The following is a 25,911-nucleotide window of genomic DNA, read 5'->3' on the forward strand; positions in this document are numbered from 1 at the left end:
AATCGGGGAAGTATGTCGGGGACGGCGGCGTCAGCGTGAATCCGTGAGCGGTCGGACATGAATCCGCGGGCGCGGGGACGCGGGGCACGGGGGCGGTCAGAGTCCGGGGGCGCAGCGCCGGAGCACGGCGTCGAGGAGGGCACTCCACTGGGCCCTGGGCGGCGATCAGCTGGGACAGGGTGGGGCCGGGGACGTAGGGCGGTGGCGAGCCAGGGCGCCTCGGCGTTCGGGTCGGCGTCGACGACCGGGGCGGTGGACGACCGGGGCGGTGTGGAAGCCGCCGACCCTGCGGGCGGCGGCGACCTTGGATGTTTGCGTCGTCAAATGGAAGAAACCCCCGGCGAGTGATCTCGCCAGGGGTTTTCCTATGGTGGCTGGGGCCGGGGTCGAACCGGCGACCTTCCGCTTTTCAGGCGGACGCTCGTACCAACTGAGCTACCCAGCCATGGGCGTCCCCCAGCTCGAAGAGCTTGGGGAGGCAACCTCGCGGTTGCAGCGGTCCTGACGGGATTTGAACCCGCGGCCTCCACCTTGACAGGGTGGCGAGCACTCCAAACTGCTCCACAGGACCAAGCTTGTGCGAGGACTAGTCTCGCACATGGTGTTGCGTGCCCCCAACGGGATTCGAACCCGTGCTACCGCCTTGAAAGGGCGGCGTCCTGGGCCACTAGACGATGAGGGCTGATGGCCCACCGTTTGCGCCTCTCGGCGCCGTCGGGGACGTGAGAAGCATATGGGATGCCGGGGAGGTTCGCCAAAACGGTTTACGGCCGCCTGGGCGAACGGCCTGTTCCAGGGGCGCCACGGGGGTCTCCTCGGGGGATCGGGGGAGCGCCGCGGGGGCCTCGGTGGGGCGGGGTCGGGACGCGCAGCGTGGCCGGGCTGCCCCGGCGGGGGCGTCCTGGTCGACAATGGCGGCGTGCTGGAGATGACGCGCGAGGAGTTCGAGGAACTGGTCGCCGAGGCGCTCGACCGGATTCCGGCGGAGCTGACACGGCTGATGGACAACGTCGCCGTGTTCGTGGAGGAGGAGCCGCCCGCGGACGACCCCGAGCTGCTCGGGCTGTACGAGGGGACTCCGCTGACCGAACGGGGCGAGTGGTACGCGGGCGTGCTCCCGGACCGGATCACGATCTACCGGGGCCCGACCCTGCGGATGTGCGAGACACGCGAGGACGTGGTCGCCGAGACCGAAGTGACCGTGGTGCACGAGATCGCCCACCACTTCGGGATCGATGACGAGCGGCTGCACGCGCTCGGGTACGGCTGAGCGCGTGTCCTGCGCGGGGCGGCGCCAGTTGGGCAGGGAGTCTGCACCCTGCGGCCTGGAGGTGGCCCGCCCATGCCTGGAATTCCCGCTCTGCCCCCTCGCGCCCCCCGTGCCGCGGCGCGTGTCGCGGCGGTCATAGCCGCCGCCGTGGCCCTGGGGGGTTGCATGAGCGTGTCCGACGGCCCCGAGCGGCCGGACTCGCGCGGCCGCACCCAGCAGCGCAGCGGCACGGAGGGCGTCGAGCCGGGCGGCGGGCCGCTGGGGTCGGCGGAGGCGGGGCACCGGGGTGATGGTGAGGGGCGGGACGGGAGGAAGAGCGGGAAGAAGAAGGCGGCGAAGGAGAAGGGCAGGCCCTCGGCGTCCCCGTCGGCCTCCGCGTCCGTGTCGCGGTCGGGAAACCCGCACCTACCCGTGCCGCCCTCCACCTCCTCGGGCCCGGGCGGCGGCCCGTCGGGCCCCGCGCCGTCCCCCTCCCGGCCGCCGCGCCCGTCGGCCCCGGCGCCGACCGCCTCCGAGCCGCAGCCGACCACGTCTGAGCCGCCGTCGCCTTCGCCGACCTCCGAGCCGCCGGGCGGAGGTGGAACCGTGCCGGGGGCATCGCCGGAGTCCGGGGGAGCGAGGTGAGGGCCGGGCGGACGGCGGTCGGGCGGCGGCCATCGGGGCGCCGCTGAGCAGGGCCTTTACCGGATCCGCGGCGGGCCGTCCAGGGTCAATTTGCTTTCGGTGGGGGTGAGTGCGTATGGTGGTAGATCGTTTGATCCCATTTGCCCGGCGCCACACCGAAGCGCGCCGCGTGGCGCGTTCCTTACTTTGCCGTGGCCTGACCGCATTGAGGCGGTCGTTTGCGAAATGACACGGAGCTTTGGGCGCGTGCCGAGACTCCGGAAGGTTTCGCATTTCGCATGTCCATTTCCACTGATCACACCGTCATGCCCGCTGCCGATGAGGCGGTGGAGGTGCCGGAGGCGACCGAGGAGACGGTTGAAGCCGTCGCCGCTGCCGACGAGGTCGCTGCCGACGAGGCCACCGCGGCCGAGCCCGAGGCCGCCAAGGCTCCGGAGATCACCTTCGCCGACCTCGGGCTCCCCGAGCAGATTGTCCGCAAGCTGGCGCAGAACGGTGTGACCACGCCCTTCCCGATCCAGGCCGCGACCATCCCGGACGCCCTGGCCGGCAAGGACATCCTCGGCCGCGGCCGCACCGGCTCCGGCAAGACGCTCTCCTTCGGTCTGCCGACCTTGGCCCGGCTGGCCGGCGGCCACACCGAGAAGAAGAAGCCCCGCGCGGTCATCCTCACCCCGACCCGTGAGCTCGCGATGCAGGTCGCGGACGCCCTCCAGCCGTACGGCGACGTGCTCGGCCTGAAGATCAAGGTCGTCTGCGGCGGTACGTCCATGGGCAACCAGATCTACGCCCTCGAGCGCGGCGTCGACATCCTCGTCGCCACCCCGGGCCGTCTGCGCGACATCATCAACCGCGGCGCCTGCTCCCTGGAGAACGTCCAGGTCGCCGTCCTCGACGAGGCCGACCAGATGTCCGACCTGGGCTTCCTGCCCGAGGTCACCGAGCTGCTCGACCAGGTGCCCGAGGGCGGCCAGCGCATGCTCTTCTCCGCCACCATGGAGAACGAGATCGGCACGCTGGTCAAGCGCTACCTGAACAACCCGGTCAGCCACGAGGTCGACAGCGCCCAGGGCAACGTCACGACCATGACGCACCACGTCCTCGTCGTGAAGCCCAAGGACAAGGCGCCGGTCACGGCGGCCATCGCCGCCCGCAAGGGCCGCACGATCATCTTCGTACGGACGCAGCTGGGCGCCGACCGTATCGCCGAGCAGCTCGTCGAGGCGGGCGTGAAGGCGGACGCGCTGCACGGCGGCATGACGCAGGGTGCCCGTACCCGCGTGCTCGCCGACTTCAAGGACGGCTACGTCAACGCGCTGGTCGCCACCGACGTCGCCGCGCGCGGTATCCACGTCGACGGCATCGACCTGGTGCTGAACGTGGACCCGGCCGGTGACCACAAGGACTACCTGCACCGCAGTGGCCGCACGGCCCGTGCCGGGCAGAGCGGCACGGTCGTCTCGCTCGCCCTGCCGCACCAGCGGCGGCAGATCTTCCGGCTGATGGAGGACGCGGGCGTGGACGCCTCGCGCCACATCGTCGGCGGCGCCGGCGCGTTCGACGAGGACGTGGCCCGTATCACCGGTGCGCGTTCGCTCACCGAGGTGCAGGCGGAGTCGGCGGCGAACTCGGCCAAGCAGGCCGAGCGTGAGGTGCAGCACCTGAGCCGGGAGCTGGAGAAGGTGACGCGGCGCGCGACCGAGCTGCGCGAGGAGGCCGACCGGCTGGCGGCACGTGCCGCGCGTGAGCGCGGCGAGGAGCCGCAGGCCGCCGCGGCCGCCGCGGCCGGCGAGGCGATCGCCGACACCGCCGCCGTGGCCGCCGCCGACGCTCCGGTGGTGCCGGAGCAGGCCGCCGCGTCGGAGGCCGAGGGCGCCAGCGCGGCCGAGGCGCCGCGCCGGGCCCCCGCGCACGAGCGCCGTGACGACCGTGGCAACTTCGAGCGCCGTGACCGTGACCGCCGTGACGACCGGTCCTTCAACCGCGACCGTCGCGACGACCGTGGCGGCTTCAACCGTGACCGTGACGACCGTGGTGGCTTCAACCGCGACCGGGACCGCGACCGCGGGTTCGGCCGTGACCGTGGCGGGGACCGTGACCGCGGTGGGGACCGTCCGTCCTACCGCGACCGCCGTGACGGCGACCGCGGCGACCGCGGCGGCTTCGGTGGCGGCCGTTCGTATGAGCGCCGTGACGACCGTGGCGGCTTCGGCCGTGACCGCCGTGACGACCGTGGTGGCTTCAACCGCGACCGTCGCGACGACCGCGGTGGCTTCAACCGTGACCGCGACGACCGTGGCGGCTTCAACCGCGACCGTGACGACCGCGGTGGCTTCAACCGCGACCGCGACCGCCGTGACGGCGACCGCGGCGGCTTCAACCGCGACCGCCGCGACGAGCGTCCGGCTCGTTCGTTCGAGCGCCGCGAGCCCGGCTTCCGCGACCACAACCACCGTGGCGGCGACCGCCCGTTCAACCGCGACCGCCGTGACGACCGTCCGTTCAACCGGGACCGTCGCGACGACCGCCCGGCCCGCCGTGACGACCACCGCGGCGCCACCGGTGCCCGCTCCTTCGACCGCCGCGCCGACAAGCCGCGCTGGAAGCGCAACGGCTGACCCCGGCAGGCTCTGACACCTGGGCCCGTACGACACCGGAGTGTGTCGTACGGGCCTTCGTGCGCCGTGGGCAAGCCCGCGCGGAATCCGCCCAGTTGAGCGGTGCCGATCAGCTGACACGGCCTCTGGAGGGTATTGGCTCGGGCCTTCGCCGCCGTCCGGGCTATGCTGCGGTGTGCGGGGTCATTAGCTCAATTGGCAGAGCAGTGGACTTTTAATCCATTGGTTCAGGGTTCGAGCCCCTGATGACCCACCGGACAGGCCCCCTTTCAGGGCCTCTGACCAGTGGAAACGCGCCTCGGCCACACTCACCGGCCGGGGCGCTTCCGCGTTCGGAGGCGTCGCGTGTGAGAGCCGCCGCGCGGGAGTGGCGTCGCGAGGTGCCGGAGGTCGCGGAGGGGCGGCTCACCCTGCCGGATGCCACCGGGTGCGCGGGGGAGTGACCTCTGCTGATGATGTCGGCATGGGGCTTCTAGCACGTACTGGACGCGAGCCAGTGGGCGCGACCCGGGATGTCGTAAGACTTGAGACATCGCAGGGAATCGCCCCATGGGCGGAGAAGGCGGTGGGCTCCTTCGGCCCCGCGGCGGCAGCCGGCACGGTCTTCATCAGCGGCATGCACAGCGGCCCGAACCCGTCGCCGGGCCTGAGTGTCGCCCGCTCCCTGCGTCTGGCCTGGCCCGAACTGCGGATCGTCGGCCTGGACTATTCGTCGGAGAGTTCGGGGCTGCACTCCGGCCTCCTCGACGACCTGGTGTGCCTTCCGCCGTGGAAGCGGGCGCACCTCGCCACCTGGACCGAGCAGATGGGCCGGCTCCTAGAGCCCGAGGACGCGTACCTGATCCCTTGCCTGGATCTTGAAGTCCGGCTGCTGGCCAGGGAGCTGGGCTCCCACGACCGGATTCTGGGCCCTTCGAAGACGGCGCTGGACCTGGTGCGCAAGCCTCCGCTCGATGCCGCGGAACGGCTCGGCCTGCGCACTCCGGCGTACGAGACCGACACCAGCTGGCCGGCCATCGACCGGTTCGTCCGCCTTGCTCCGCACGGGGTGTGGGTGAAGGGCCAGCACTACGACGCGTACCGGGCCTACACCGCCGGGCAGGCGCTGGCCCTGGGCGACGTCGTCCGCCGGACGTGGGGCGGCGGGTGGCATGTGGAGGCGCACGTCGCGGGCCAGGAGTGCAGCATCGCGTTCTGCGCCTTCGACGGCCGGCTCCTCGACGCGGTGTTCATGACGAAGGCGATGGTCACGGGCGAGGGCAAGACGTGGTCCGGTGAAGTCGCGGAACTGGACGGGCCGCTGCGCGACCGACTGGCCGATCTGGTCGCCGAGGTCCTGTGGACCGGCGGCGGCGAGCTGGAGCTGATCCGCGCCTGGAACGGCGACCTCACGCTCATGGAGGTCAACCCACGCCTCCCCGCCTGGATCCACGGTGCCTCGGTGTGCGGGGCCAACCTGCCCGCCGCCCTGCTCGCCGGCGCTGCCACCACGACCTCTGGGAGTGCCACCGGCCCCGGCAGGCGCCTGGTGCCGGGCTTCACCCGGGTGGTCGAGGAGATCCCGGTCAACCCGGCGCTGGGCATCACCCCCATCGGGTGGGTCGCCGGTGGGTTGTCCCATCCCGAGGACAAGCACCACCATTCCGGGATGCCCGCGCTCGGCCAGCGGCGTCTGGTCCCCACCGAAGGCGACGCGGCGGCCGAGGAGCCGGTCGGGAGCCATGCGGTGGCGGCCGACCAGACCGGTGGGTTCGAGGACCTGCTCGAACCCCCCGGGCGCGGGGCCACGCCGCGCAGACAGCTCCTCGTGCCCCTGTTCACCGAGCGGGTCCAGGCCGTGCGGCAGGAGCTCGAAGGACTGTGCCGAGTACTTCTCGCACACAGCGTGAAGACCTGCCCGCAGCCCGAGGTGCTGCGCGAGGCCGCACGGCTCGGCCTGGTCGCCGAGGCGATCAGCCTGGACGAGCTGGACGCCGCCGACCGCCTCGGCCTGGCGGCCGAACAGGCGATCCTCAACGGGCCCGCGAAATGGTGGCCCGCCGCCGACCGCGTGCGCTGCTGGGCCTTCTTCGCCGACTCCCTGGCGGAACTGCGCGGACTGACCGCCCTGCTGGACGACGGCTTCAAGCTGGAGGCCGAGGTGGTCGGGGTCCGCGTCGCCCCGGTCGGCCTCGCCAGCCGGTTCGGCATCCCGTTGCACGAGCGCGACGCCATGGCCGAGACGGCTCAGCTCCTCGGCACTCTCGCGGAGCGGCTCGGGGCCCGTTGGGGACTGCACTTCCACTACGCCCAGAGCGTCCTCGGCGCGCCGCGCTGGCAGCGCGAGTGCGCGGCGGCGCTCGGCGCCGCCGATCCGCTGGCGGATCAGCTGGGGGAGGCTCCGGCCGTGCTGGACATCGGCGGCGGGTGGCACGTCGACGACATGCCGGGGCTGCGTACGTCGATGGAGTACGTGCTCGCGCACGGTCCCTCTGCCGTACACGACGCGGATCCGCTGCTGGTGCTGGAGGCGGGCAAGCTCCTCACCCAGCCGACGGCCGCCGTCGTCACCCAGGTCCTGGTGCGCCGGGAGTCCCGCCACGGCTGCGACGTCGTCGTCGACGCGGCCGAGGGCGACATGCCCGAGGCGCCGTTCCACCCGCACCCCGTGGTCCGGTTCGACGGATCCCGCTGGGTCCCGCTGCTCCCCGGCCGGAACCGGATTCTGGGCAGATCCTGCATGGAGCACGACGTGCTCTCCGTCTGCCTCGACCTGTCCGGCGTCCGGGAGGGCGATTACCTCGCGTTCGGCATGTGCGGCGCGTACGACACGTCGATGGCCTACGACTTCGGGCGCGGGACCGTGCCACGGGAACTGGGGCAGTCATGACCGCGGGAAGTGGGGCGGCGACAGTAGCCACGACGGAGCTGCTCGCGGAGCTGAAGCGGTTCGACCGGATCGGCCTGTCCCGGGTGGCCAGCCATGCGGCGGCGTGCTGCCACATGGTCAGGCACGGTGTGTTCGCCCGGCTCACGCAGTACGCGGACATGGGAGCCCGGCTCGCCGCCGTTCCCGAGCTCTTCCGCTGGGGGCCCGTGCAGTGGCCCGCGTACTGGTGCCACCTGGCAGACCATGACGGGCTCGCCGGCGACTGCGGGGTCCACGCCGACGTGGCGGCGGCGCTCCTCGAGCGGGAAGGCATTCCCCACGCGCGGGGTCGCGCCGCGCTGCTGACCGGGCCGCTGGCCCCGGCCCACTGGCGCGTCAGCTGGAACGAGGCGCAGGCGAACGTCGCGTGGATCGGGCGGAGCGTGGTGCACCACGAGGTGATCCGGGTCGGAGACCGGTGGTGGGACCCGAGCGACGCCCGCTGGTTCGCGGGGGCCGGGGGGTGCCTGGCGGGCGCGCGCGTCGTCGCCGTTCGCGAGGACGACGGTCCATGGCAGTTCGAGCCCGGCGCGTCGACGCTCCCTCCGACGCCCTTGCCGGCGCCCACATCGACGCTCTCGCCGGACACCTCGCCAACGCTCTCACCGGATACCTCCTCACCGGACACTTCGCCGACGCTCTCACCGGATACCTCGCCGATGCCCTCGTCAACACCCTCATCGACGCCGCACGTCCTGTCGTGAGGCCGGACGCGGTCGTGGAGACGTCCATGCCGCCTTGGAGGCACCATGACCGCTCCCGACACATGGCAGACGGCCTCGCCGGACACCGCGGAGGCCGCGGCTCCGCCCGGCCCGGTCCGCCTCGCGGCGCAGTTGGTCCGCGGCTTCGCCCAGCTCAGCCTGCAAGCGAACGTATGGGCGGGGGCCATCATCCTGCTCGCGCTCTTCGTGGGCGACTGGCGGATGGGCGCCCTCGGGCTGCTCGGCGCCGCGGTCGCCACCGCGACCGCGTACGCGCTGGGCGTCGACAAGGGCACCATCGACCTCGGGTTGCAGGGCTTCAGCGGCTGCCTGACCGGCATGGCCCTGTTCGTGTTCCTGGGCCACTACCCCGCGACCTACCTGCTGACCGTGGGCGGCGCCGTCGCCTGCGTGCCGCTGTACTCGGCACTGACCAACCTGCTGGCTCCCTGGAACCTCCCGGCGCTGACCGCGCCGTTCTGCGTCGTCGCCGGGGTGGCGGTGATGGGGGCCCCGGCCTTCACCCGGGTCTGGCACGGCGGAAGCCCCGCGGCCCTGCCCGTCATGGCGACCGCGGGCGTCGACTACACGTGGACCGACCTGTGGCACGGGTTCTTCACCAACATCTCCCAGGTCGCCCTCTCGGCCCACTGGTATGTCGGCGCGATCATGCTGGTGGGGCTGTTCGTCGCCGGGATCCGGCAGGGGCTGGCCGCCGTCTTGGGCAGCGCCGTCGCGGTCCTCGTGGCCTGGGCCCTGGGCGCCCCGCCGGGCGCGGTCGCGGTGGGCGTCTACGGCTACAACGGAGTCCTGGTGGCCGTCGCCCTGGGCACCCTCTTCCTGGCCAGGACGGTGCCGAGCGCGGTCTACACCTTGGTGGCCGTGGCCGCCGCCACCGTACTGACAGCCGCTCTGAACGCCTACTTCACGCCCTTCGGCGGACGGACCCTCACCTGGCCCTTCACCATCACCACCTGGCTGTTCATCGCCGCGGTCCCGGCCTTTCCGCGGATCCGGCGCGCCGCGTGACGGAACGACGCCACCCCTGCGACGGCAGTGCCTACGACGGCGGTACCTGGGACGGCGGTACTTACGACAGCAGGTCGACGCGCGTTCCGACGCCGAGCTGCCGCGCTCGCTGATACGCGGTCCAGGCGATGGCGAGGTCCTGCCAGGGCAGCCCGACCGGGGCGTAGACGGAGCGCTCCGCGGCGTGCGTACGGCCGGGATGATCGCCGCGGAGGATCTCGCCGAGTGTGACGGCGGCGGCGGGCGGCAGCCCCGCCGCCGCGAGCGCGCCCATGTCGGCGGCCAGGTCCCGGTCGTCCACGACGAGGAGTCCGGTCTCGAGGAGGTCGGCGGCGAGTTCCTGCTTGCCGGGCTCGTCGGCGCCGAGCGTGGTCAGGTGCTGCCCCGGCCGGGTGTCCGCGGCGCGCAGCAACGGTGCGCGTGACCAGGTCGCCAGCACGACGATGTCGGCGGCCGCCGCGACCCGGGCGGCCGAGGCGACCGTACGGCCGCCGTGCCGGGACGTGAAGTCGGCGGCGCGCGCCGGGTCGATGTCGTGGACGGCCAGGTCGCGGAAGCGGCGCAGGCGGCGCAGCCCGCCGACGGCGATCTCGGCCTGGGCGCCCGCGCCGATGACGCCGAGCACCGCGCCTCCCGCCGGGTCGGCGGGCGCCAGGAGATGTGTGCCGAGGGCCGCGGCCAGCCCCGTACGCCAGGCGGTGACGGTGGCGGAGTCCATCAGCGCGAGCAGTTCGCCGTCCTGGCCGCTGTGCAGGCAGACCACCCCGCGCAGCGCCGGGCGGGCGCCGGGGAATTTGGCGTTCACCTTCACCGTGTACGCCTCGATCCCCGGCAGCACCCCGGGGATGAGCGCCGTGGCCGTCCCGGGGAACGGCAGATCCGTACGGATCCGCAGCCCGTCCACGGGCGCGCCGCCACGCGCCCCTACGGTGCCGGCGCGGCGGAACCCCTCCCGCAGGGAGGCGACGCAGGCTTCCGGATCCAGCACGGCGAGCAGGTCGCCGCGGCTCAGCACGAGGGTCACGCCGGTCATGATCCCCACCGGATGGAGCGTGTGCCAGACGGGGCCCTTCCCGGCTTCTCCGGCCCCGCGCCGCATGTGGCCGAATTCGTCACCGTACGAGCCCGCAGAGTGATGATTCTCGGCCAAGCGCCGCAGGAGGGGGCGAAGGAAGTGCGGTTCACGGCTTCGCCAAACACCGCACGCGGGGTGTGTCGACGCCGCTACGGTAAGTCGCGAGATGTCGCTTCGGGGGCGCGGCGAGTCGATGTCCGGGAGGAGTAGAGACATGGGACACGCAGAAGCCGGTGGGTCGCCCGCCGAGCATCTTGACGGGGTTCTGGCCCGCGCCCAGAACGCGTTCGAGCTCGACGACACGGAGCTCGCCCGGCTGCGTGACGCCCTGATGCACCAGACCGAACTGCGGTCGTGCCGGCAGTGCAACGAGCCGCAAGGGCCGGTGGGATACAGCACGTTCAGGCACGTCTTCCTGCTGCCGGACGGCAGCAGTGGGCTGCTGTGGGAGCTGGAGCACAACACCGCCCGGGACGGGAGCCTGCTGTACGAGCTGTACCTGGACGAGGAGGCCCTCACCGCTGCCGAGCGCCGTGTGCACGAGCTCACCGGCGGCGGCCGCTGGGAGGACGAGGACTGGGAGGAGTTCGAGAAGGGCCCGGTGTGGTTCCCCGAGCAACTGCTGCACTCCACGGTGCCGCTGGAGATGTCGCGCGCGTACGTGGCCGACAACTCCGCCGACCACGCGCGGCGCGTGCTGCGCCGTGCGGAGAACGCCGACCGGCCGGGCGAGGAGGTCGAGCAGCTGCTCACGACCGCGTTCGCGCACGACATCGCGCTCGCCCCGAAGCCGCGGCGCCGCTCGGGAGGACGGGACGCGACCTGGTGCCGCTTCTATGAGCACGCGTTCCTGCTGGCGTGCGGGGACGAGATCAGTCTGTGGGAGCTGGAGCACAACCTGACGAGCGACGGGCGGCTGGTGTGCGAGGTCTATCTCGACGAGGTCGCGGCGGAGCTGGCGGCGGACCGGCGGGCCCGGGCACTCGGCGTGGACCTGTGACGTGAAGGGCCCGGCCGCGGCCTGCCCGGACGGCGGCCACCAGGCCTGCCCCCGCCCGTCGTCTCCCCGGGCCTGAGTCCGCCCCCGTCCGGCCTGCCCTCGCCCGTCGTCCACCCGGGCCTGAGTCCGCCCGGCGCGTTGCCCCACATGGCCGACACCGAGTCGCCCGCCCGCACCGGAGCCGCGAGCCTTGTGGGGCGGTGGGACAGCGGACAACGGGAGTGGCCGGTGCGGGTGCGAGGGTCCAGGGCCGCCCGCATGGGCAGGACACCGGACGCGAGCGATGCCCGGAACCGTCGCTTCACCCGCTGGATTTCGGCCGTTCTGATCGTTGGTGGCGTCGCGTTCGACGTGATCACCCCGCGCGACTACACCGCCGCCCCCTTCCTCTCCGCCGCCCCGCTGATCGCCGCTCCCTTCAACACCCTGCGCACGACCGTCGCCACCGCCGTCGCGTCGTCCGGCGCGGCGCTCGTCCTGGCCGTGGTCCACGGGATGCGGGGCCAGACCGGGGCGATGGTCGAGTTCACCACCGTCCTCACCGTCGCCCTCCTCGCCCTTGTCACCAACCGGGTCGTACGGCGGGGCACCCAGCAGCTGGAGTCCGCCCGCGGGATCGCCGAGGCCGTGCAGCGGGCGGTGCTGCCCGCCCCTCCCGCCGCGCTCGGCGGGCTGCGCATCGCGGCGCGCTACGAGGCGGCGCAGGCCGACGCCCGGATCGGAGGCGACCTGTACGCCGTGCAGGACTCCCCCTACGGCGTACGGTTGATCGTCGGCGACGTCCGAGGCAAGGGCCTGGGCGCGGTGGAGGCGGTGGCCGTCGTCGTCGGGGCGTTCCGGGAGGCGGCGGAGCAGGAGCCGGCGCTGGAGGGGCTGGCCGCCCGGCTGGAACGGGCGTTGGACCGGGAGGGTGCGACGCGCGCGGGCATCGACCGGTTCGAGGGGTTCACCACGGCCGTACTGGGCGAGATCCCGCCGGCCGAGGGCACGGTCCGCCTGATCAGCCGCGGTCACCCCGCTCCGCTGCTGCTCCACGCTGACGGCACGGTGTACGAGGCCGAGCCCGCGACCCCGGCGCTGCCGCTGGGGATGGGCGAGTTGGGCGTATGGCCGGACCGGGTGGAGGCGGTGGACTTCCCCGAAGGCGCGACGCTGCTGCTCTTCACGGACGGCGTGACCGAGGCGCGCGACCGGCGGGGGCGGTTCTACGACCCGGTCGGGTGGCTGAGCGGCCGGGCCCACCGCGGCCCTGACGTCCTTCTGGACGCCCTTGTCGCGGATGTGGCGCGGCACACGGGCGGGGCGGGGGTGGACGACATGGCGCTGCTCGCGATCCAGCGCACGTCGGCGGCGCGGTGGCGTCCGGGCCACAGCCCGCGCCGGCGGCCCCGGGCGTGATGGGGGCCTCGGGTGTGATGGCGGCGCCTCGGGCGTGACGGGCCGTAGTCGAAGGTGACCCGCCCGGCATAACGATTGACACACGATCAGGCGTGTCAGGTTTGCGTGTACATGGAACACAGCGCCACCGCGCGGCAGGCAGGGCGGTAACTCGCCCAACACTGCCCACAAATGACCGTTTGGTGTGCGTCAAAGGTTCATGGATTCCGGGGAACGGCTTGGAATCATGTCGCCGGGTCTATTAACGTTCGATAACGCAGCGCGGTCGTCACAGCCGTCGCAGAGGCGGCACCGTGCGCCGTCGCCGAATCCCTACGCACCACCACTGCACCACCAGCAACACCAAGGGAACCGGGGAACCACCAACCTTGGGGTGAATCGGGCCGCACCTGGGCCCGTAGGAGACCTTCCTGCTCCGAACCCGTCAGCTAACCCGGTAGGCGAGAAGGAAGGAAAGGAGTGCGCCCCGGTGGCGTCCAACAGGTCTGCCCTTGACGAGGCACCGTACGGAATCTCCGGCGGAGCCGGGCCCTCCGGGACCGCCGTCTTCGCCCCCGGCGCCGCCGACGACGGCGAGCCGTGGGAGGAGTGGAACCCCACCGAGGAGTCCGTCGCCCCGGTCCGCGGCAGGCACCGGGTCGCCAAGCAGCGGGGCGGGACCATGGCGCGCAGCGGCGCCGTGCTCGGCGTCGGTGTCATCGCGGCGGTCGGCGCGGGCGGCATGGCGACCGCCAAGGACCGGCCGAATGCCCCGATATCCATGCCGGACCTGGCTCATGTCGCCGACGAGGTGCGGGACGCGCTCCCGGACACCGAGGACCTTCCCGGCATCGGACCGCTGATCTCCGGCGGCGACTCCTCCGGGACCGCCCCACAGGGCTCCTCCACTCCGCTCTCCCAGGCCGGGCTCACCCCCGAGGACCGGGCGAGCGGCACCACGGACGCGGGCGAGGCGCTCCGCGCCCGCATCATGCAGCAGGCGGAGCAGCAGCAGACGGCCGCCGACGAGGCCGAGTGGACGGCGGCGGCGCGGGCGGAGGCCGAGGCCGCTGCGAAGGCGGCTGCGGAGCAGAAGGCGAAGGACGTCGCGGAGCGGAAGGCCGCCGAGGAGGAGGCCAAGCGGAAGGCCGCCGAGGAAGCCGAGCGCAAGGCGGCGGAGGCCGCCCGCAAGGCCGAGGCCGAGCGCCGCGCGAAGCTGGCCGCGTCCTACGCCCTTCCCCTCTCCTCGTACACCCTGACCTCGACGTTCGGCGAGGCAGGCGACATGTGGTCGGCCGACCACACGGGCCAGGACTTCGCGGCCCCGACCGGCACCCCGGTCAAGGCGGTGCACGGCGGGACGATCACCGAGGCCGGCTGGGCGGGGTCGTACGGCTACCGCATCGTGCTCACGCTGGAGGACGGCACGGAGATCTGGTACTGCCATCTGTCCTCCATGGTCCGGACATCGGGCTCGGTGTCGACGGGTGACGTGATCGGACGCGTCGGTGCCACGGGCAATGTGACCGGACCGCATCTGCACCTGGAGGTACGACCGGGCGGCGGAGCGCCGATCGACCCGCTGGCCTGGCTGCGGGAGCACGGCCAGAACCCGTAACGGACGCCGCACGCCCGCGCCCCCCACCCATTGCTTCCCTCCTTCCCCCCCACGCCCTGATACGCCGGTGGCCCTGGTCTCTCTCCCCCCTTGACACCAGGGCCGCCGGTCTGTCCGGATCCGAAGCCTGCCGCAGCCGCTATTCGATCGCTTGAAGGTTGGTCAATGACGACGCCCCCGTACATGTACCGCACAGCGACCCCGGCCGACGACGCCGAACTCACGGCGCTGGACGACTCCTTCACCACGGACACCGTGTACGAGGTCACCGCGACCGCGACCGGCTTCTCGCTCCACCCGGCACCCGTCCGCCCGCCCCTGACGAAGCACTTCCCGGACGACGAGGACGACGAGGACGACGACCGGGTCGACCACACGGTGGTCGCGGTGGACGGCGACCGCATCTGCGCCTTCATCGCACTCGACTACGAGGACTGGAACCACCGACTGGTCATCCGCCAGGTCACCGTGGCCCCCACCCACCGAGGCCAGGGCATCGGCCGCCACCTGATGACCCGGGCCTTCGCCTACGGCCACGACCGCGGCGCCCGCACAGCCTGGCTGGAGGTCACCAACGTGAACGCCCCCGCGATCCGCGCCTACCAGCGGATCGGCTTCACCCTGTGCGGTCTGGACACGAGCCTGTACGACGGCACGCAGTCGGAGGGCGAGACCGCGCTCTTCATGAGCCGACGGCTCGTCAGTCCAGGGCGCTGAGCTTCTGCCACTCCTCGTACGACGGGTTCCAGTCGCCGTAGCCGTTGCCCGTGGGCACGGTCTGGCGGCTGGAGCCGGTTACCTCGACGATGTCGCCGCGGACCGCGCGGTCGTAGAACCACTTGCCGTCCTTGCTGGTCATACCGACACAGCCGTGGCTCTTGTTGACGTTACCGAAGATGCCCTTGCCCTCGTTCCAAGGTGCGGCGTGGGCGTAGGTGCCGGACGTGGTGAGGTGAACGGCCCAGGGGACGTCCTTGTTGTAGGGGTCGGATATGCCGACGGACTCGCTGGTCATGTTGACCATGGGGGCCTTGTCCAGGACGACCATCGTGCCGTTCCAGGTGGGGTACGCGGGGGAGCCGCCGGATATGGGAAGAGTGCTGATCTTCTTGCCGTCCTCGTAGACCGTCATCGTGTGCTTGCTGAGGTCGACCTTGGAGACACGCACCGTGCCGATGGTGAACGCGCTGGTGACATCGCGCCGGAGGTAGCGGCTGTCACCGGTGTGCACGCCGCTGAGCTGGGCGCGCAGGGTGACCTTGGTGCCCTTGGCCCAGTAGGTCTTGGGCCGCCAGTCGGCGCGTTCGACTCCGGTGAGGGGGTCGCGGACCCAGCCCCAGGAGCCTTCTGTTCTCGGGGTGGTGGTGACGGAGAGCCGCCGCTCGACGGCCGCCTTGTCCTTCACCGGGTGGTCGAAGGCCACGGACACGGGCTGGCCGGCGCCGACGACCTTGTTGTTGGTCGGGGTGACCGTGACGCCGTTGAAGAGCTGGGCGGGACGGACGCGGAAGGTGGAGCGGTGCGTGGTGCGCTCGCCCGCGGCGTTGGTCGCGGTGGCCCGGATGGTGTAACTCGCGCCCGGCGTCATGGTCCGGGTCGAGCGCCAGCTCTTTCGTCCCTCGCCCCAGGCACCGGTCACCGGCACGGCCTCGCCGTCGCCGGAGGTGACGTCGACCTTGGTGAGCGTGCCACCCGATGCGTCGACCTTGATCGTCTGGTCCGGGGCGAGCGGCCGGTCGTCGCTGCTCCGGGTCGCCGATATGCGGGCGGGCCCGGTGTCCTTGGCCTTGTCGCCGGCCGATGCCGACTGGCAGCCGACGAGCGCGGTCAGGGCGAGGGACGACGCCACGAGGAGTTGGAGGTGGCGTACGGGACGGAGGGATCGCACAGTGGGCCTCTTGAGGTGGTCGTGGGGTCGTCGGGTCAGCAACGGCGCTTCGCCTCTTCCGGGTTGCTCTCGTAGGGAGGAGGTGAAGAAGCGGCGGAAGGTTGGCTCCGCCACAGGGATACCGACATGCAGTAGGTCGCGACGCCGTCGGTGTACTCGGCGAAGCCTGGCGTACCCGCGGCCTGGACGACGGCGACACGGGTGCCGGAGCGCATCAGCACCACCTGCATGCCCTCCGGCGCGGATTCGGGGGTCCAGATGTATGTGGTGATCCGCGGCGCTTTCGCCGAGCCGGAGGGCTTGTCGTCCAGAGCGCCGACTCCCCTTGGGCTGCCGCAGCGCGTTCGGATCGTCTCCTCCAGCGCCGTGTACACCGTCACGGCGTCCCTCTCGTTCGCGTAGGCGTTGATCGTGTGCCGTGCCTTCTGGTCGTCCTTGCGGCCTTCGTAGGTGCGGGCGCGCTGCGACCGGGGCACGGGGGTGCGGTTGCCGTCCAGGCCCGTCAACCGGCAGTCCTTGTTGACGTCCAGGAGCGGTGCGTCGGTTCCGTCGGTGCTCCGGACCGACTTCCAGTGCGCGTACGCCGAGAACGGCATCGCAGCCGGCGGGAGCAGCGCGGCGGACGGGACCGCCGCGGTGGTCGCCGGGGTGTCGGCGGTGGTCGTCGGCGATGGCGCCGGACCCGCGGGCAGGGTCCGGCTCGCATCGTCGCCGGGCAGCAGCTGCCAGGAGCCGATTGTGAGCGCGGTCGCGGTGAACACCGCGGAGGCGGCGATCGTCACCCGCTTGCGGGCGCGGCGGCGGTGTCCCCTGGCCCGCGCGGCCTCCGGGCCCGCGAGCCTTATGGAGGGCTCGGTGGCACGCGCGATCTCGCGCAGACGCTCTTCCAGATCAACCATGGGTGGGCACCTCCTTTGGTGGGCGTGCGGCGAGTGTCGGGGCCGGGGCTTCGGCGTCGCGGAGATGGGGCCCGAGCGCCTTGCGGGCACGGCTGAGCCGGGTACGCACGGTGCCTTCCGAGACCCCGGTCTCCCGGGCGACCTGCTCGATGGGCAGATCGAGCAGGTGGTGCAGGACGACGACGGTGCGCTGGTCGGGCTTCAACCCACGCAGGGCATGCACCAGCGCCACCCGGTCGGGGGCCAGATCGGGCAGGTCGGCCGGTGGGCCGTGGCGCACGTGCGCGCGCATGCGGTTACGTGCCCGGCGCCACGAGCTGACGGCCAGACGGAGTGCGACCGTCCGGACCCATGGCGTCGGATCGCCTTCCTCGGTGAGGCGGTCCCAGCGCTGCCACGCGCGGGCGTATGCCTCCTGTACCGCGTCCTCGGCCTCGGTCAGGTCGCCGGTCGCGGCGTAGACCGCGGCGACCAGCCGCTTGGCTGTCGCCGCGTAGAACTGGTCGAAATCTGATGCTGCTGACATGTGCCCCCCGCTGCCCCCGTGCGCCGCCCTGCGCGCGCGGTGCTTTCCGCTCCTGTAATGGGCACGCTCGGCGGCGGCGAAAGGTTACAGACCATTTCGCGGAGGCTGGGGGGAGACCCCGTAGGGGTACATCCCGGACGGCACTACCCGCAACGCGCCTGTGCCGTACGGCGTGGGCCCCCAGCGCGAGGCGGGCCCCAGGCGTGGTGCGGCTGCCGGATGCGGTGCGGGCGCCCAGTGCGGCGCGGGCCCCCAGTACAGCGGCACACGCGGTGCGGGCACCGACAGCGCCGCGTGCGCCAGCACGGGCTGCGCGACGTCCTTGCGCTGCCACAGATGGTGCAGCAGCTCCTGCTCGCGCGCTGTGAAGTCCGGGCCCGCCGTGCCCCGATACGCCCGCCGCCGGAGGAAGGCGAGGGAGGTGGCGAAGGCCGTGTACTCGGCGACCGCGCGCGCGGCCGCGGCACCCTGAGTGCGGCGCGCGAGATCGCGCGCGATGCCGCGGGCCCGGAGCGAGGACAATGCCACCGGTTCCGGCGGGGTGAGCCAGCCGGCGGCCTGGTAGGCGGGGAGATGGGTGCGGATCGTGCGCAGCTCGTTGTTGCGCGACCAGATGGTGAGCCAGATCAGCAGCCCGAACAGCGGGACCATGAGCAGGGCGTAGACGGCGAGGAAGCTGAGGCCGCCGTGCGTGGCGGACCCGTTCCATATGCCGTGCAGGACCATGGCGGCGAGCAGCGCGGCGATCGGCAGGAGCACGCGGCGGGCGCGCTGCCGCTGGGTCGCCGCGCCGGCGAGGCCGAAGCCTATGCCCGTCATGGCGGTGAACAGGGGGTGCGCGAACGGGGACATGATCGCCCGGATGAAGAACGTCGCGGCGGTGGTGGAGCGTACGCCGGAATACCCGAGCTCCTGGTCGTCGACGAACGCGTTGCCCAGATAGAGGATGTTCTCGGTGAAGGCGAAACCGGTGGCGGTGATTCCGGCGACCACGACGCCGTCCACGATCCCGTTGAAGTCGCGGCGCCGGAAGAGGAACAGGAGCAGTATCGCGGCTGCCTTCGCGCTCTCCTCCACGACGGGCGCGACGAAGGTGGCGCCCCACGCGGCATCGGCCGCGTCGTCCCGGGACCGGGAGTCGACGATGGTCCTCGTGAGCCACTCGGTCGCGAAGCCGTTGGCGAGCAGCGCGACGAGTGTCGCGGCGCACGCGCCCCAGGCGAACGCGAAGACCAGGTTCCGCCAGGGCTTCGGCTCGACCCGATCCATCCAGCGGAAGGCCGCGACCATCAAAGGCACGGGCAGAACGGCGAGCCCCAGGCCGACCAGGAAGCCCTTGGTCCCGGTCTGCTGGCGGACGAGCGCGAGGATGACCAGCCCGGAGAGCGAGAGCAGGACGACGAGCGCCCCGGCATGCAGCGCACGGTTGTCCCACGGCGCGCGCCGCAGCCGGTAGCGCCAGTCACCGGGCCCGGCTATGGCCGCGAAACGCGGCTGCGGCTCGTACCCCGGCACCGGGGGCTGGGACGGGGACTCGTGCACTCGACGACCCTAACGAAGGGGAGAGCGGGGGGCTCAGGGATTATGCCCAGCCGCCCCCGGCGCGATGTCCCGCGGCCTCACGCCGTACGGCGCCGGAGCGACCGCAACACGTGCGGCGTCAGGAGCAACTTGCAACGCGTGCGGCTCAGGAGCGACCGCATCGCGTGCGGCGCCGGAGCGACCTCACGCCGCCCGCCCTCGGAGCGACCTCACGCCGTACGGCGCCGGAACAGCAGGTCGTTGACGCGATGGCCCTTCTCGAGCCCCTGACCTTCGAACTTCGTCAGCGGACGGAAGTCCGGACGCGGTGCGTACCCGCCGTCGGCCTGGGTGTTCTCGAAGTCGGGGCTGGCGGTCAGGACCTCCAGCATCTGCTCCGCGTACGGCTCCCAGTCGGTGGCGCAGTGCAGGAGCGCGCCGGGCTTCAGCCGGGTCGCGGCGAGCGCGACGAACTCGGGCTGGATCAGACGGCGCTTGTGGTGCCGCTTCTTCGGCCACGGGTCGGGGAAATAGACGCGCAGGCCGGACAGCGAAGCGGGGGCCAGCATCTCGCGCAGGAGGATGATCGCGTCGCCGTTCGCCACCCGGATGTTGGAAAGGCTGTTCCGCTCCGCGAGAGCGAGCAGGTTTCCCTGGCCAGGGGTGTGGACGTCGGCGGCGAGTATGCCCGTGCCCGGGTCGGCCGCCGCCATCTGGGCCGTGGCCTCGCCCATGCCGAAACCGATCTCCAGCACGACGGGCAGCTCGGGGTCACCGAAGAGCTCGCCCAGGTCGATGCGGTGCAGACCGTCGATGTCCAGGCCCCACTGGTTCCACAGCCGGCGCAGCGCCTCGCCCTGCCCAGGGGTCACGCGCCCGCGTCGGGGACGGAACGAGCGGATGCGGCGCTCGTGGTGCGAACCGGCCGGATCGGGCACCGGCCCGTCGGGGAACATCGGTGCGCGGCGGTCTCGCGGGACGGACGCTCCGCGCTGCTCGGTGGTGGTGTGGTTCTCGGACACAGTAGGTCGATTCTACGGGTGCCGCGGACAGTGGGGACGGGCGCGGAGGAGTCGGGGACGAAGCGCCCTTGTCCGCACGTGGAATCGGTAGCGAGGCCGGGACGCGTGATGAGTCGGTCACGACACGTGTGCGGGGAGTCCTCAGCTCCTCAACGCCGCCAGCGTCCGCCGGGCCACCTCACGCCCGATGGGCAGGGACGCCGTCGCGGCCGGGGACGGCGCGTTGAGCACGTGGACCACGCGCTGCGACTCGGCGAAGAGGAAGTCGTCCACGAGCGTGCCGTCCCGCAGCACCGCCTGCGCGCGTACCCCCGCCGGGGCCCGGACCAGATCGTCGGCCGTCACCACGGGCAGCAGGCGGCGGACGGCGGCCGTGAAGGCGCGCTTGGACACCGAGCGACGCAGCTCGCCCACGCCGTACCGCCAGTGCTCCCGGGCCATCCGCCAGGGGCCGGGGAACGCCAGGGTCTCGGCCAGCTCGCGGGGCCGCGCCGTGCGCCAGGTGTAGCCCTCACGCGCGAGCGCGGGCACCGCGTTCGGCCCGATGTGCACCTCGCCTTCGATGCCGCGCGTCAGATGCACGCCGAGGAAGGGGAACGCCGGATCGGGCACCGGATAGACCAGGCCCCTGACGAGGGGGGCCCGAGGCGGGGCCAGCTCGTAGTACTCGCCTCGGAAGGGGACGATCCGCATCCCCGGGTCGTCTCCGGCCAGCCGGGCGATCCGGTCGCAGTGCAGCCCCGCGCAGTTGACCAGCGCCCCTGCTCGCAGCACCGTCCCGTCCGCCGTACGGACCGCGACCGCCGACGGGCGGCGCCCGATGGCGCGGACCTCGGACCCGTACCGCACGGAGGCTCCCGCGTCCTCCGCCAGCCGGGCCAGTCGCGCCGCCACCGCCTTGAAGTCGCACACGCCGGTGGAACCGACATGGATCGCGGCCAGGCCGCGCACATGCGGCTCGTACTCCAGGATCTGGGCCGGACCCAGCTCCCGCACCGGTATGCCGTTCTCCCGGCCGCGCTGCACCAAGGCGTGCAGCCGGGGCAGCTCCGCGCGCTCCGTCGCGACGATCAGCTTGCCGGTCACCTCGTGCGGGATGTCGTGCTCCGCGCAGAACTTCACCATCTCGGCGGCGCCCTGCACGGCGAACCGGGCCTTCAGCGATCCCGGACGGTAGTAGATACCGCTGTGGATCACTCCGCTGTTGCGGCCGGTCTGGTGGCGGGCCGGGCCCGCCTCCTTCTCCAGCACGATCACGCGGGTGCCAGGCGCGGCCCGTGTGATCGCATACGCCGTCGACAGGCCGACGATGCCGCCCCCGATCACCAGCACATCGCAATCCCACGCCGTCACGTCACGTCACCTCCCCGCAGCTCCCGACGCTCAACCGCTCGCACGACGATCACTATCATGACGCGCCCCACTGACAACGGGCCCGCGACGACCCTCAGGCCGGGGTGACCAGCAGCGGCCGCGCGCGCTCCCGCAGCTCGGCGACGCGGGGCTCGTGCCCGTACGGCTCCAGGCGGTGCAGCAGGTCCCGGACGTACTCCGTCGTGCGGGCCGAGGAGATGCGCCCCGCCACCTCCACCGCCCGCGCGCCCTGCGCACACGCCGCGTCCAGATTGCCCGATTCCAGCTCCGCGACGGCCGACACCACCAGCCGCAGCCCGTGCGAGCGCACGAACTCCTCCGTCGGCCGTGACAGCGCCTGCTCGGTGAACCGCCGCACCTGGCGCGGCAGCTTCAGGTCGCGATAGCACTCGGCGGCGTCCGCCGCGAACCGCTCGTGGGTGTAGAAGTCCAGCCAGGACGGGTCCGGATCGCCCGCGCGTGACCGCTCCAGCCACCCCTCCGCGGCCTTCAGCGCCGCCCCGCAGGCAGGCCCGTCCCCCGCCTTGGCCTGGGCGCGCGCCTCGACCAGGCGGAAGAAGCTCATGGTGCGTGCGGTGGCCAGGCCGCGGTTGCGCTCAAGCGCGGCCTGCGCCAGGTCCACACCCTCGTCGGCGAAGCCGCGGTATGTGGCCTGCAGGCTCATCGACGCCAGGACATACCCGCCCAAGGGCACATCGGCGGCCGCGCGGGCGAGCCGCAGCGCCTGGATGTAGTACCGCTGGGCCGCCTCCTGCTGCCCGGTGTCGAAGGCCATCCAGCCGGCCAGCCTGGTGAGTTCGGCGGTGGCGCCGAACAGCGCCCGCCCGACCTCGTCGCTGTACGAGCCGAGGAGCAGGGGGGCGGCGTCCACGCGCAGGCATTCGGGCACCATCGAGGAACGCCAGTCGCCGCCCCCGTACTTGGAGTCCCAGCGGCGCGCGTCCTCCGCGGCCTCCCGCAGCTTGGTGACGTCGCTGTGCCCGACGCGCTGGGAGAGGCCGTCTGTTCCGCCGCCGCTGTCGGCTTCCTTGGGCTCTCGTGCGACAGAGGTGTCCGCGGGCGTTATCAGCCAGCGTGAGGCGGGTGTGGCGTAGGCGCTCACCGCGAAGGAGCCGGCGAGGCTCTGCCATATGCCGCCGCCCCCGCGCCGCCCCACCAGGTCCAGGCGGTAGAGCTCGGTCGCGGTCCGTACGGCCTGGCCGATGTCGCGCGGGAAGGCGAGGCCGACCTCGGGGGCGGGGTCCGCGTCGGCGAGCCCGATCTCGTGCAGTGGCACCGGACGGCCCAGCTTGGAGCCGATCGCGGCGGCGATCAGATGGGGGGCGGCCCCTTGGGGGACCATCCCCTTGGAGACCCAGCGGGCCACGGACGTCTTGTCGTAGCGAAGGGTCAGGCCGCGTTGAGCGCCGAGGTCGTTGACTCTGCGCGCGAGCCCGGCATTGCTGATTCCCGCGAGCGCGAGAACGGTGCCGAGCTTCTCGTTCGGCCCGCGTGGCTCCCTGGACATGCGCACCCCTCGAACAGCGCCGACGGCCGCCCCGGCATAGGCACGGGGCATTCGTAAACCCAGCGTAGTTCGCCGGATCCCGACCGTTAAGAGGTCTAATCCCGGATGGCGAGATTCTTGTACGAACGCGGGTGCGGGACGGGGCGTGTGCTCCCGGTGTGTGTGGCTGTGCGCCCGTCTGTGCGCTCTGTCCCGCCTGCCGCGGGGACGTTTCCATAGTGGTGCGTGGGTCGGCCCGCGGCGTAGAAGCCGGTGGGCTGGGGGATGCCGCCGCCTCATTCCCCGCGGGCGGCGGAACGGTCCGGGAGGTGGACGCCACCTCCCGGACTGTGGTGTGGGGCCTCCGCAAGCCCACGGAAGGTCCGTCAGAAAAATGGCTGAAAGCCGCTCCTGACGGCCGGGCTGCCGCGCCGGGCCGGGGAGGGGGAGGCCCGACGCGGAAGCCCCGGGGCTGCCGGCTCCAGTGCCGCGCCGCCGCGCCGACCCCGGCGTTGGCGCCCGCGCCAACGCCGCGCCACCGACGTGTCGTTCGCGCGCGCACGCTCCCGTGCGCCCTACTCGTGGCAGCATGGGCCACGGCGGAGCGGCAGCGCGCACCCTCGGGGCGCGTGCGAGGGCGCGTGCCCGTGGTGATCCCGTTATTGCCCGAGCGTTGCCCGACCAGGTGCCGAATCCGTCGACTTGCTGTGCATATTGCTGCGCAAGATGACTGCTGGTTCTTGGTTGTCCACAGCCTGTGGAGGCGGCGATGCGGTGGTTGGTGGGGTGGAGCAGAGCCGCCTCGGGACCGGCCACGGCCGACCACGGTGGCGTACAGCCGGTCGGTGCCCAACTGCTGTGGGCGGACCCGGATCCGCTCTGGGCTGTCGGCGACTGGCGCCCCGACGAGGTGCGCGTCGTCCAGACCGACCCTTTCACCAGGCTCGCCGTCTTCGGCTGCTGCGCCGCGACCGACGAGGAACTGCGCGTCGGGCTGTTCGCCGCGCGCGGCGGCGCCCTGCGGCATCTGACCGCCTGGGCCGGCAGCTACACCGCCGTCGCCCAGGTCGGCCGGCGCGTCACCGTCGTGGGTGATCTCGCCGGTGCCCGGCCCGTGTTCCACACCGACTGGGCGGGCGGCACCGCTTACGCCACCGCCGCGCTCCCCCTCGCCGACCTCGTCGAGGCGCAGCTCGACGTCAGCCACCTCGCCGCGCTGCTCGCCTGCCCCGACTCCCCGGAGGCCGTCGGCGACGGCACCCCCTACGCGGGTGTACGGCGCGTGGCGCCGGGCCACGCGCTGATCCTCCGCGAGGGCGCCCGCGACATCGTCGGTTACGAACCCACCGCCTCCCTCGCCGTCGCCGCCCCCCAACTCGACCCGCAGCAGGCGGTGGAGGGGGTGCGGGACGCGCTGGTCGACGCCGTACGGGCCAGGCTCACCGCACCCCGCCACGCCCCCGAGTCCGGTGGCCGCGACCCCGGTCCCGTCCCCGGGATGGGTCCGGCGGAGCGGCGGGCGGCCCGCGGCGCACCGGCCCCCGGCGTCGGCGCCGATCTGTCCGGAGGCAGCGCTTCCGGCACGCTGGCGCTGCTGGCCGCCGGGCTGCCGGGCGTGCCGGGCACCGTGCTGGGCCACGGCACCGGGGCGGGCGAGCGCCTGCTCGTCGTCACCTTCAACGACCTGGTCGTACGCGGCCGGACCCGCGAGGCGGAACTCGAACGCGCCCGCAGCATCGCCGAGAACCCCCGCCTGCACCACGTCGTGGTCACAGCCGCCGAGGAGGCCCTGCCGTACGCGTCCCTCGGCGGTGGACCGCTCACCGACGAGCCCGGCCCCTCCCTCGTCCACGCCGAACGCCACCGCCGCAGACTCGTCGCGGGCAGTGCCGACCACTTCATCGGGCACGGCGCCCGCCAAGTGCTCGACGCGCATCCCGCCCGCCTCGCGGATCTGCTGCTCGACCGGCGCCGCCGCGATCTGCTGCGGCCCGCCACGGCCCTCGCCCGCGCCGACGGGCCGTCCGCGCACTCCTTCTTCGTCCCCTTCACCGTCTACCGCGCCGCCCGCAGACTGGCCCGAACGCCGTACAAGGACGGTCTGGAGGACGCCGCGCACCGCCTGATGGAACGCCGTTTCACCGGCGACGCCGGGCCGGGAGCCACCGGCGCGGTCTCCGCCTCCCTGGCCGCGCTCACCTGGTGCCGCCCCGGGCCCGCCGCGCGGTGGCTGACCGGTGAGGCGCTGGCGGAAGTATCGGTTCGTCTGGAAGCGGCGGCCGCCCGGCCCGCCGCGCTCCGCCGCCCCGGCGAGCGCCGTGCCGACGCCGCGCTCGCCCGGTACGCCGCCGACCAGCGCGTCTTCGAACAGGCGGCGGAGGTACGCAGCCAGCGCCTGCACGCGCCCTTCCTGGACAACCAGGTCGTCCGTGCCTGTCGAGCGCTCCCCGAAGCGCTCCGCGTGCAACCGGGGGCGCGCGCCGCGGTCCTGCGCGCCGTGCTCGCGGGCGCGGGCATCCGCGACCTGCCGCCCGGCTGGGGCGCCACGTCCCATGCCGCCCACAACGCCGCCGTACGCGCCGGACTGCGCACGTATGCGAGTGAGCTCATCGACCTCTTCGACGCGCCGCTGCTGGCGGACGCGGGACTGGTCGAGGCACGTGTCGTCCGCAAGGCCCTGCGGGCGGCGGCGGAGGGCGAACGGCTCCCGCTGGACGGCCTGGCGGAGCTGGTCGCCACGGAACTGTGGCTGCGCCGCCTGCTGGCCCGGCGCGGAACCTGCTGGACGGGCACGGCGGCACCGCGTCAGCGGGCGGTGGCGGGCGGAGTGGTTCCGCGCCCCAGCCTGTGAGCATCGGGCAGTCGGACGCATGAGGCCCGCCAATGGCCTGGGCGACGACGGTGGACAGGGGGGAGACGGCGGGAGGGGGCGGGGGCGCAGACGGGGATGCAGGGGCAGCAAGCCCGGGACG

Annotated in this window: 19 protein-coding genes, 4 tRNA genes and 1 riboswitch; of the genes, 12 read left to right on the forward strand and 11 right to left on the reverse strand. The window is 72.8% G+C overall.

Going from position 1 to position 25,911, the window contains the following annotated elements:
* Positions 1 to 368: 368 nt before the first annotated feature.
* From ACQUSR_RS17720 to ACQUSR_RS17730, 3 genes are all read right to left on the reverse strand, one after another.
* Positions 369 to 445, reverse strand: a tRNA-Phe gene (locus ACQUSR_RS17720).
* Between the two features lie 51 nt (positions 446 to 496).
* Positions 497 to 571, reverse strand: a tRNA-Asp gene (locus ACQUSR_RS17725).
* Between the two features lie 38 nt (positions 572 to 609).
* Positions 610 to 682: transfer RNA gene (locus ACQUSR_RS17730), tRNA-Glu, on the reverse strand.
* Positions 683 to 919: 237 nt separating this feature from the next.
* On the opposite strand from ACQUSR_RS17730, the gene ACQUSR_RS17735 reads away from it, so the two are divergent.
* The 7 genes from ACQUSR_RS17735 (at position 920) to ACQUSR_RS17765 (ending at position 9,153) form a co-directional block, all read left to right on the forward strand.
* A complete protein-coding gene (locus ACQUSR_RS17735; RefSeq protein ID WP_304462593.1) occupies positions 920 to 1,270 on the forward strand; it encodes a metallopeptidase family protein in 351 nt (116 codons plus the stop codon).
* Positions 1,271 to 1,435: 165 nt separating this feature from the next.
* Positions 1,436 to 1,894 (forward strand): hypothetical protein, encoded by a 459-nt coding sequence (locus ACQUSR_RS17740; protein ID WP_431043540.1) that lies wholly within the window; start codon positions 1,436 to 1,438, stop codon positions 1,892 to 1,894.
* Positions 1,895 to 2,172: 278 nt separating this feature from the next.
* The gene (locus ACQUSR_RS17745; protein ID WP_431043541.1) at positions 2,173 to 4,512 is read left to right on the forward strand and encodes a DEAD/DEAH box helicase; all 2,340 of its coding nucleotides are present in this window, start codon (positions 2,173 to 2,175) and stop codon (positions 4,510 to 4,512) included.
* A gap of 180 nt (positions 4,513 to 4,692) precedes the next feature.
* Positions 4,693 to 4,765: transfer RNA gene (locus ACQUSR_RS17750), tRNA-Lys, on the forward strand.
* A gap of 312 nt (positions 4,766 to 5,077) precedes the next feature.
* Positions 5,078 to 7,381 carry a hypothetical protein gene (locus ACQUSR_RS17755; protein WP_431043542.1) on the forward strand — a complete coding sequence of 768 codons (2,304 nt, stop codon included), beginning with the start codon at positions 5,078 to 5,080 and terminating at the stop codon, positions 7,379 to 7,381.
* Positions 7,378 to 8,124, forward strand: coding sequence for a hypothetical protein (locus ACQUSR_RS17760; RefSeq protein WP_431043543.1), 747 nt, complete (start codon positions 7,378 to 7,380; stop codon positions 8,122 to 8,124). The genes ACQUSR_RS17755 and ACQUSR_RS17760 overlap by 4 nt, the downstream gene beginning before the upstream one ends.
* A 45-nt stretch (positions 8,125 to 8,169) precedes the next feature.
* On the forward strand, positions 8,170 to 9,153 hold the full coding sequence (locus ACQUSR_RS17765; protein ID WP_431043544.1) for an urea transporter: 984 nt from the start codon (positions 8,170 to 8,172) through the stop codon (positions 9,151 to 9,153).
* A gap of 61 nt (positions 9,154 to 9,214) precedes the next feature.
* Here ACQUSR_RS17765 and ACQUSR_RS17770 read toward each other — a convergent pair whose 3' ends face one another.
* Entirely contained in the window at positions 9,215 to 10,177 is a 963-nt protein-coding gene (locus ACQUSR_RS17770) for an ornithine cyclodeaminase family protein (RefSeq protein WP_431047653.1), read from the reverse strand.
* Positions 10,178 to 10,442: 265 nt separating this feature from the next.
* On the opposite strand from ACQUSR_RS17770, the gene ACQUSR_RS17775 reads away from it, so the two are divergent.
* The 4 genes from ACQUSR_RS17775 (at position 10,443) to ACQUSR_RS17790 (ending at position 14,940) form a co-directional block, all read left to right on the forward strand.
* Complete coding sequence (locus ACQUSR_RS17775; protein WP_431043545.1) at positions 10,443 to 11,228, forward strand: DUF6227 family protein; 786 nt, start codon at positions 10,443 to 10,445, stop codon at positions 11,226 to 11,228.
* Positions 11,229 to 11,375: 147 nt separating this feature from the next.
* Positions 11,376 to 12,626: a PP2C family protein-serine/threonine phosphatase gene (locus ACQUSR_RS17780; protein WP_431043546.1), complete on the forward strand. Its 1,251-nt coding sequence runs from the start codon at positions 11,376 to 11,378 to the stop codon at positions 12,624 to 12,626.
* A gap of 321 nt (positions 12,627 to 12,947) precedes the next feature.
* Positions 12,948 to 13,084, forward strand: a riboswitch (cyclic di-AMP (ydaO/yuaA leader).
* 11 nt (positions 13,085 to 13,095) lie between these two features.
* A complete protein-coding gene (locus ACQUSR_RS17785; RefSeq protein ID WP_431043547.1) occupies positions 13,096 to 14,223 on the forward strand; it encodes a M23 family metallopeptidase in 1,128 nt (375 codons plus the stop codon).
* A 165-nt stretch (positions 14,224 to 14,388) separates the two neighbouring features.
* Positions 14,389 to 14,940, forward strand: a complete 552-nt coding sequence (locus ACQUSR_RS17790) for a GNAT family N-acetyltransferase (protein ID WP_431043548.1) — start codon at positions 14,389 to 14,391, stop codon at positions 14,938 to 14,940.
* Here ACQUSR_RS17790 and ACQUSR_RS17795 read toward each other — a convergent pair.
* The 7 genes from ACQUSR_RS17795 to ACQUSR_RS17825 all read right to left on the reverse strand — a co-directional run bounded on the left by ACQUSR_RS17795 (position 14,924) and on the right by ACQUSR_RS17825 (position 22,960).
* A complete protein-coding gene (locus ACQUSR_RS17795) occupies positions 14,924 to 16,111 on the reverse strand; it encodes an Ig-like domain-containing protein (RefSeq protein ID WP_431043549.1) in 1,188 nt (395 codons plus the stop codon). The genes ACQUSR_RS17790 and ACQUSR_RS17795 overlap by 17 nt on opposite strands.
* Before the next feature lie 35 nt (positions 16,112 to 16,146).
* Positions 16,147 to 17,010 carry a hypothetical protein gene (locus tag ACQUSR_RS17800; protein ID WP_431043550.1) on the reverse strand — a complete coding sequence of 288 codons (864 nt, stop codon included), beginning with the start codon at positions 17,008 to 17,010 and terminating at the stop codon, positions 16,147 to 16,149.
* Positions 17,003 to 17,536 carry a SigE family RNA polymerase sigma factor gene (locus ACQUSR_RS17805; protein WP_431043551.1) on the reverse strand — a complete coding sequence of 178 codons (534 nt, stop codon included), beginning with the start codon at positions 17,534 to 17,536 and terminating at the stop codon, positions 17,003 to 17,005. The genes ACQUSR_RS17800 and ACQUSR_RS17805 overlap by 8 nt, the downstream gene beginning before the upstream one ends.
* Before the next feature lie 84 nt (positions 17,537 to 17,620).
* On the reverse strand, positions 17,621 to 19,078 hold the full coding sequence (locus ACQUSR_RS17810; RefSeq protein WP_431043552.1) for a PrsW family intramembrane metalloprotease: 1,458 nt from the start codon (positions 19,076 to 19,078) through the stop codon (positions 17,621 to 17,623).
* Positions 19,079 to 19,287: 209 nt separating this feature from the next.
* On the reverse strand, positions 19,288 to 20,013 hold the full coding sequence (trmB, locus tag ACQUSR_RS17815) for a tRNA (guanosine(46)-N7)-methyltransferase TrmB (protein WP_431047655.1): 726 nt from the start codon (positions 20,011 to 20,013) through the stop codon (positions 19,288 to 19,290).
* A gap of 207 nt (positions 20,014 to 20,220) precedes the next feature.
* Complete coding sequence (gene lhgO / locus ACQUSR_RS17820; RefSeq protein WP_431043553.1) at positions 20,221 to 21,432, reverse strand: L-2-hydroxyglutarate oxidase; 1,212 nt, start codon at positions 21,430 to 21,432, stop codon at positions 20,221 to 20,223.
* 94 nt (positions 21,433 to 21,526) lie between these two features.
* Positions 21,527 to 22,960 (reverse strand): MFS transporter, encoded by a 1,434-nt coding sequence (locus tag ACQUSR_RS17825; RefSeq protein WP_431043554.1) that lies wholly within the window; start codon positions 22,958 to 22,960, stop codon positions 21,527 to 21,529.
* Between the two features lie 748 nt (positions 22,961 to 23,708).
* Here ACQUSR_RS17825 and ACQUSR_RS17830 point away from each other — a divergent pair.
* Entirely contained in the window at positions 23,709 to 25,790 is a 2,082-nt protein-coding gene (locus tag ACQUSR_RS17830) for an asparagine synthase-related protein (RefSeq protein WP_431043555.1), read from the forward strand.
* Positions 25,791 to 25,911 lie beyond the last annotated feature (121 nt).

Source organism: Streptomyces sp. P1-3 (assembly GCF_050613155.1).
Lineage (GTDB): Bacteria > Actinomycetota > Actinomycetes > Streptomycetales > Streptomycetaceae > Streptomyces.

Coding starts and splice junctions, on each gene's coding strand:
- ACQUSR_RS17740 (WP_431043540.1), top strand. CDS start 1,436: ATGAGCGTGTCCGACGGCCCCGAGCGGCCGGACTCGCGCGGCCGCACC.
- ACQUSR_RS17745 (WP_431043541.1), top strand. CDS start 2,173: ATGTCCATTTCCACTGATCACACCGTCATGCCCGCTGCCGATGAGGCG.
- ACQUSR_RS17760 (WP_431043543.1), top strand. CDS start 7,378: ATGACCGCGGGAAGTGGGGCGGCGACAGTAGCCACGACGGAGCTGCTC.
- ACQUSR_RS17765 (WP_431043544.1), top strand. CDS start 8,170: ATGACCGCTCCCGACACATGGCAGACGGCCTCGCCGGACACCGCGGAG.
- ACQUSR_RS17775 (WP_431043545.1), top strand. CDS start 10,443: ATGGGACACGCAGAAGCCGGTGGGTCGCCCGCCGAGCATCTTGACGGG.
- ACQUSR_RS17780 (WP_431043546.1), top strand. CDS start 11,376: ATGGCCGACACCGAGTCGCCCGCCCGCACCGGAGCCGCGAGCCTTGTG.
- ACQUSR_RS17790 (WP_431043548.1), top strand. CDS start 14,389: ATGACGACGCCCCCGTACATGTACCGCACAGCGACCCCGGCCGACGAC.
- ACQUSR_RS17800 (WP_431043550.1), bottom strand. CDS start 17,010: ATGGTTGATCTGGAAGAGCGTCTGCGCGAGATCGCGCGTGCCACCGAG.
- ACQUSR_RS17805 (WP_431043551.1), bottom strand. CDS start 17,536: ATGTCAGCAGCATCAGATTTCGACCAGTTCTACGCGGCGACAGCCAAG.
- trmB (WP_431047655.1), bottom strand. CDS start 20,013: ATGTTCCCCGACGGGCCGGTGCCCGATCCGGCCGGTTCGCACCACGAG.
- ACQUSR_RS17825 (WP_431043554.1), bottom strand. CDS start 22,960: ATGTCCAGGGAGCCACGCGGGCCGAACGAGAAGCTCGGCACCGTTCTC.
- ACQUSR_RS17830 (WP_431043555.1), top strand. CDS start 23,709: ATGCGGTGGTTGGTGGGGTGGAGCAGAGCCGCCTCGGGACCGGCCACG.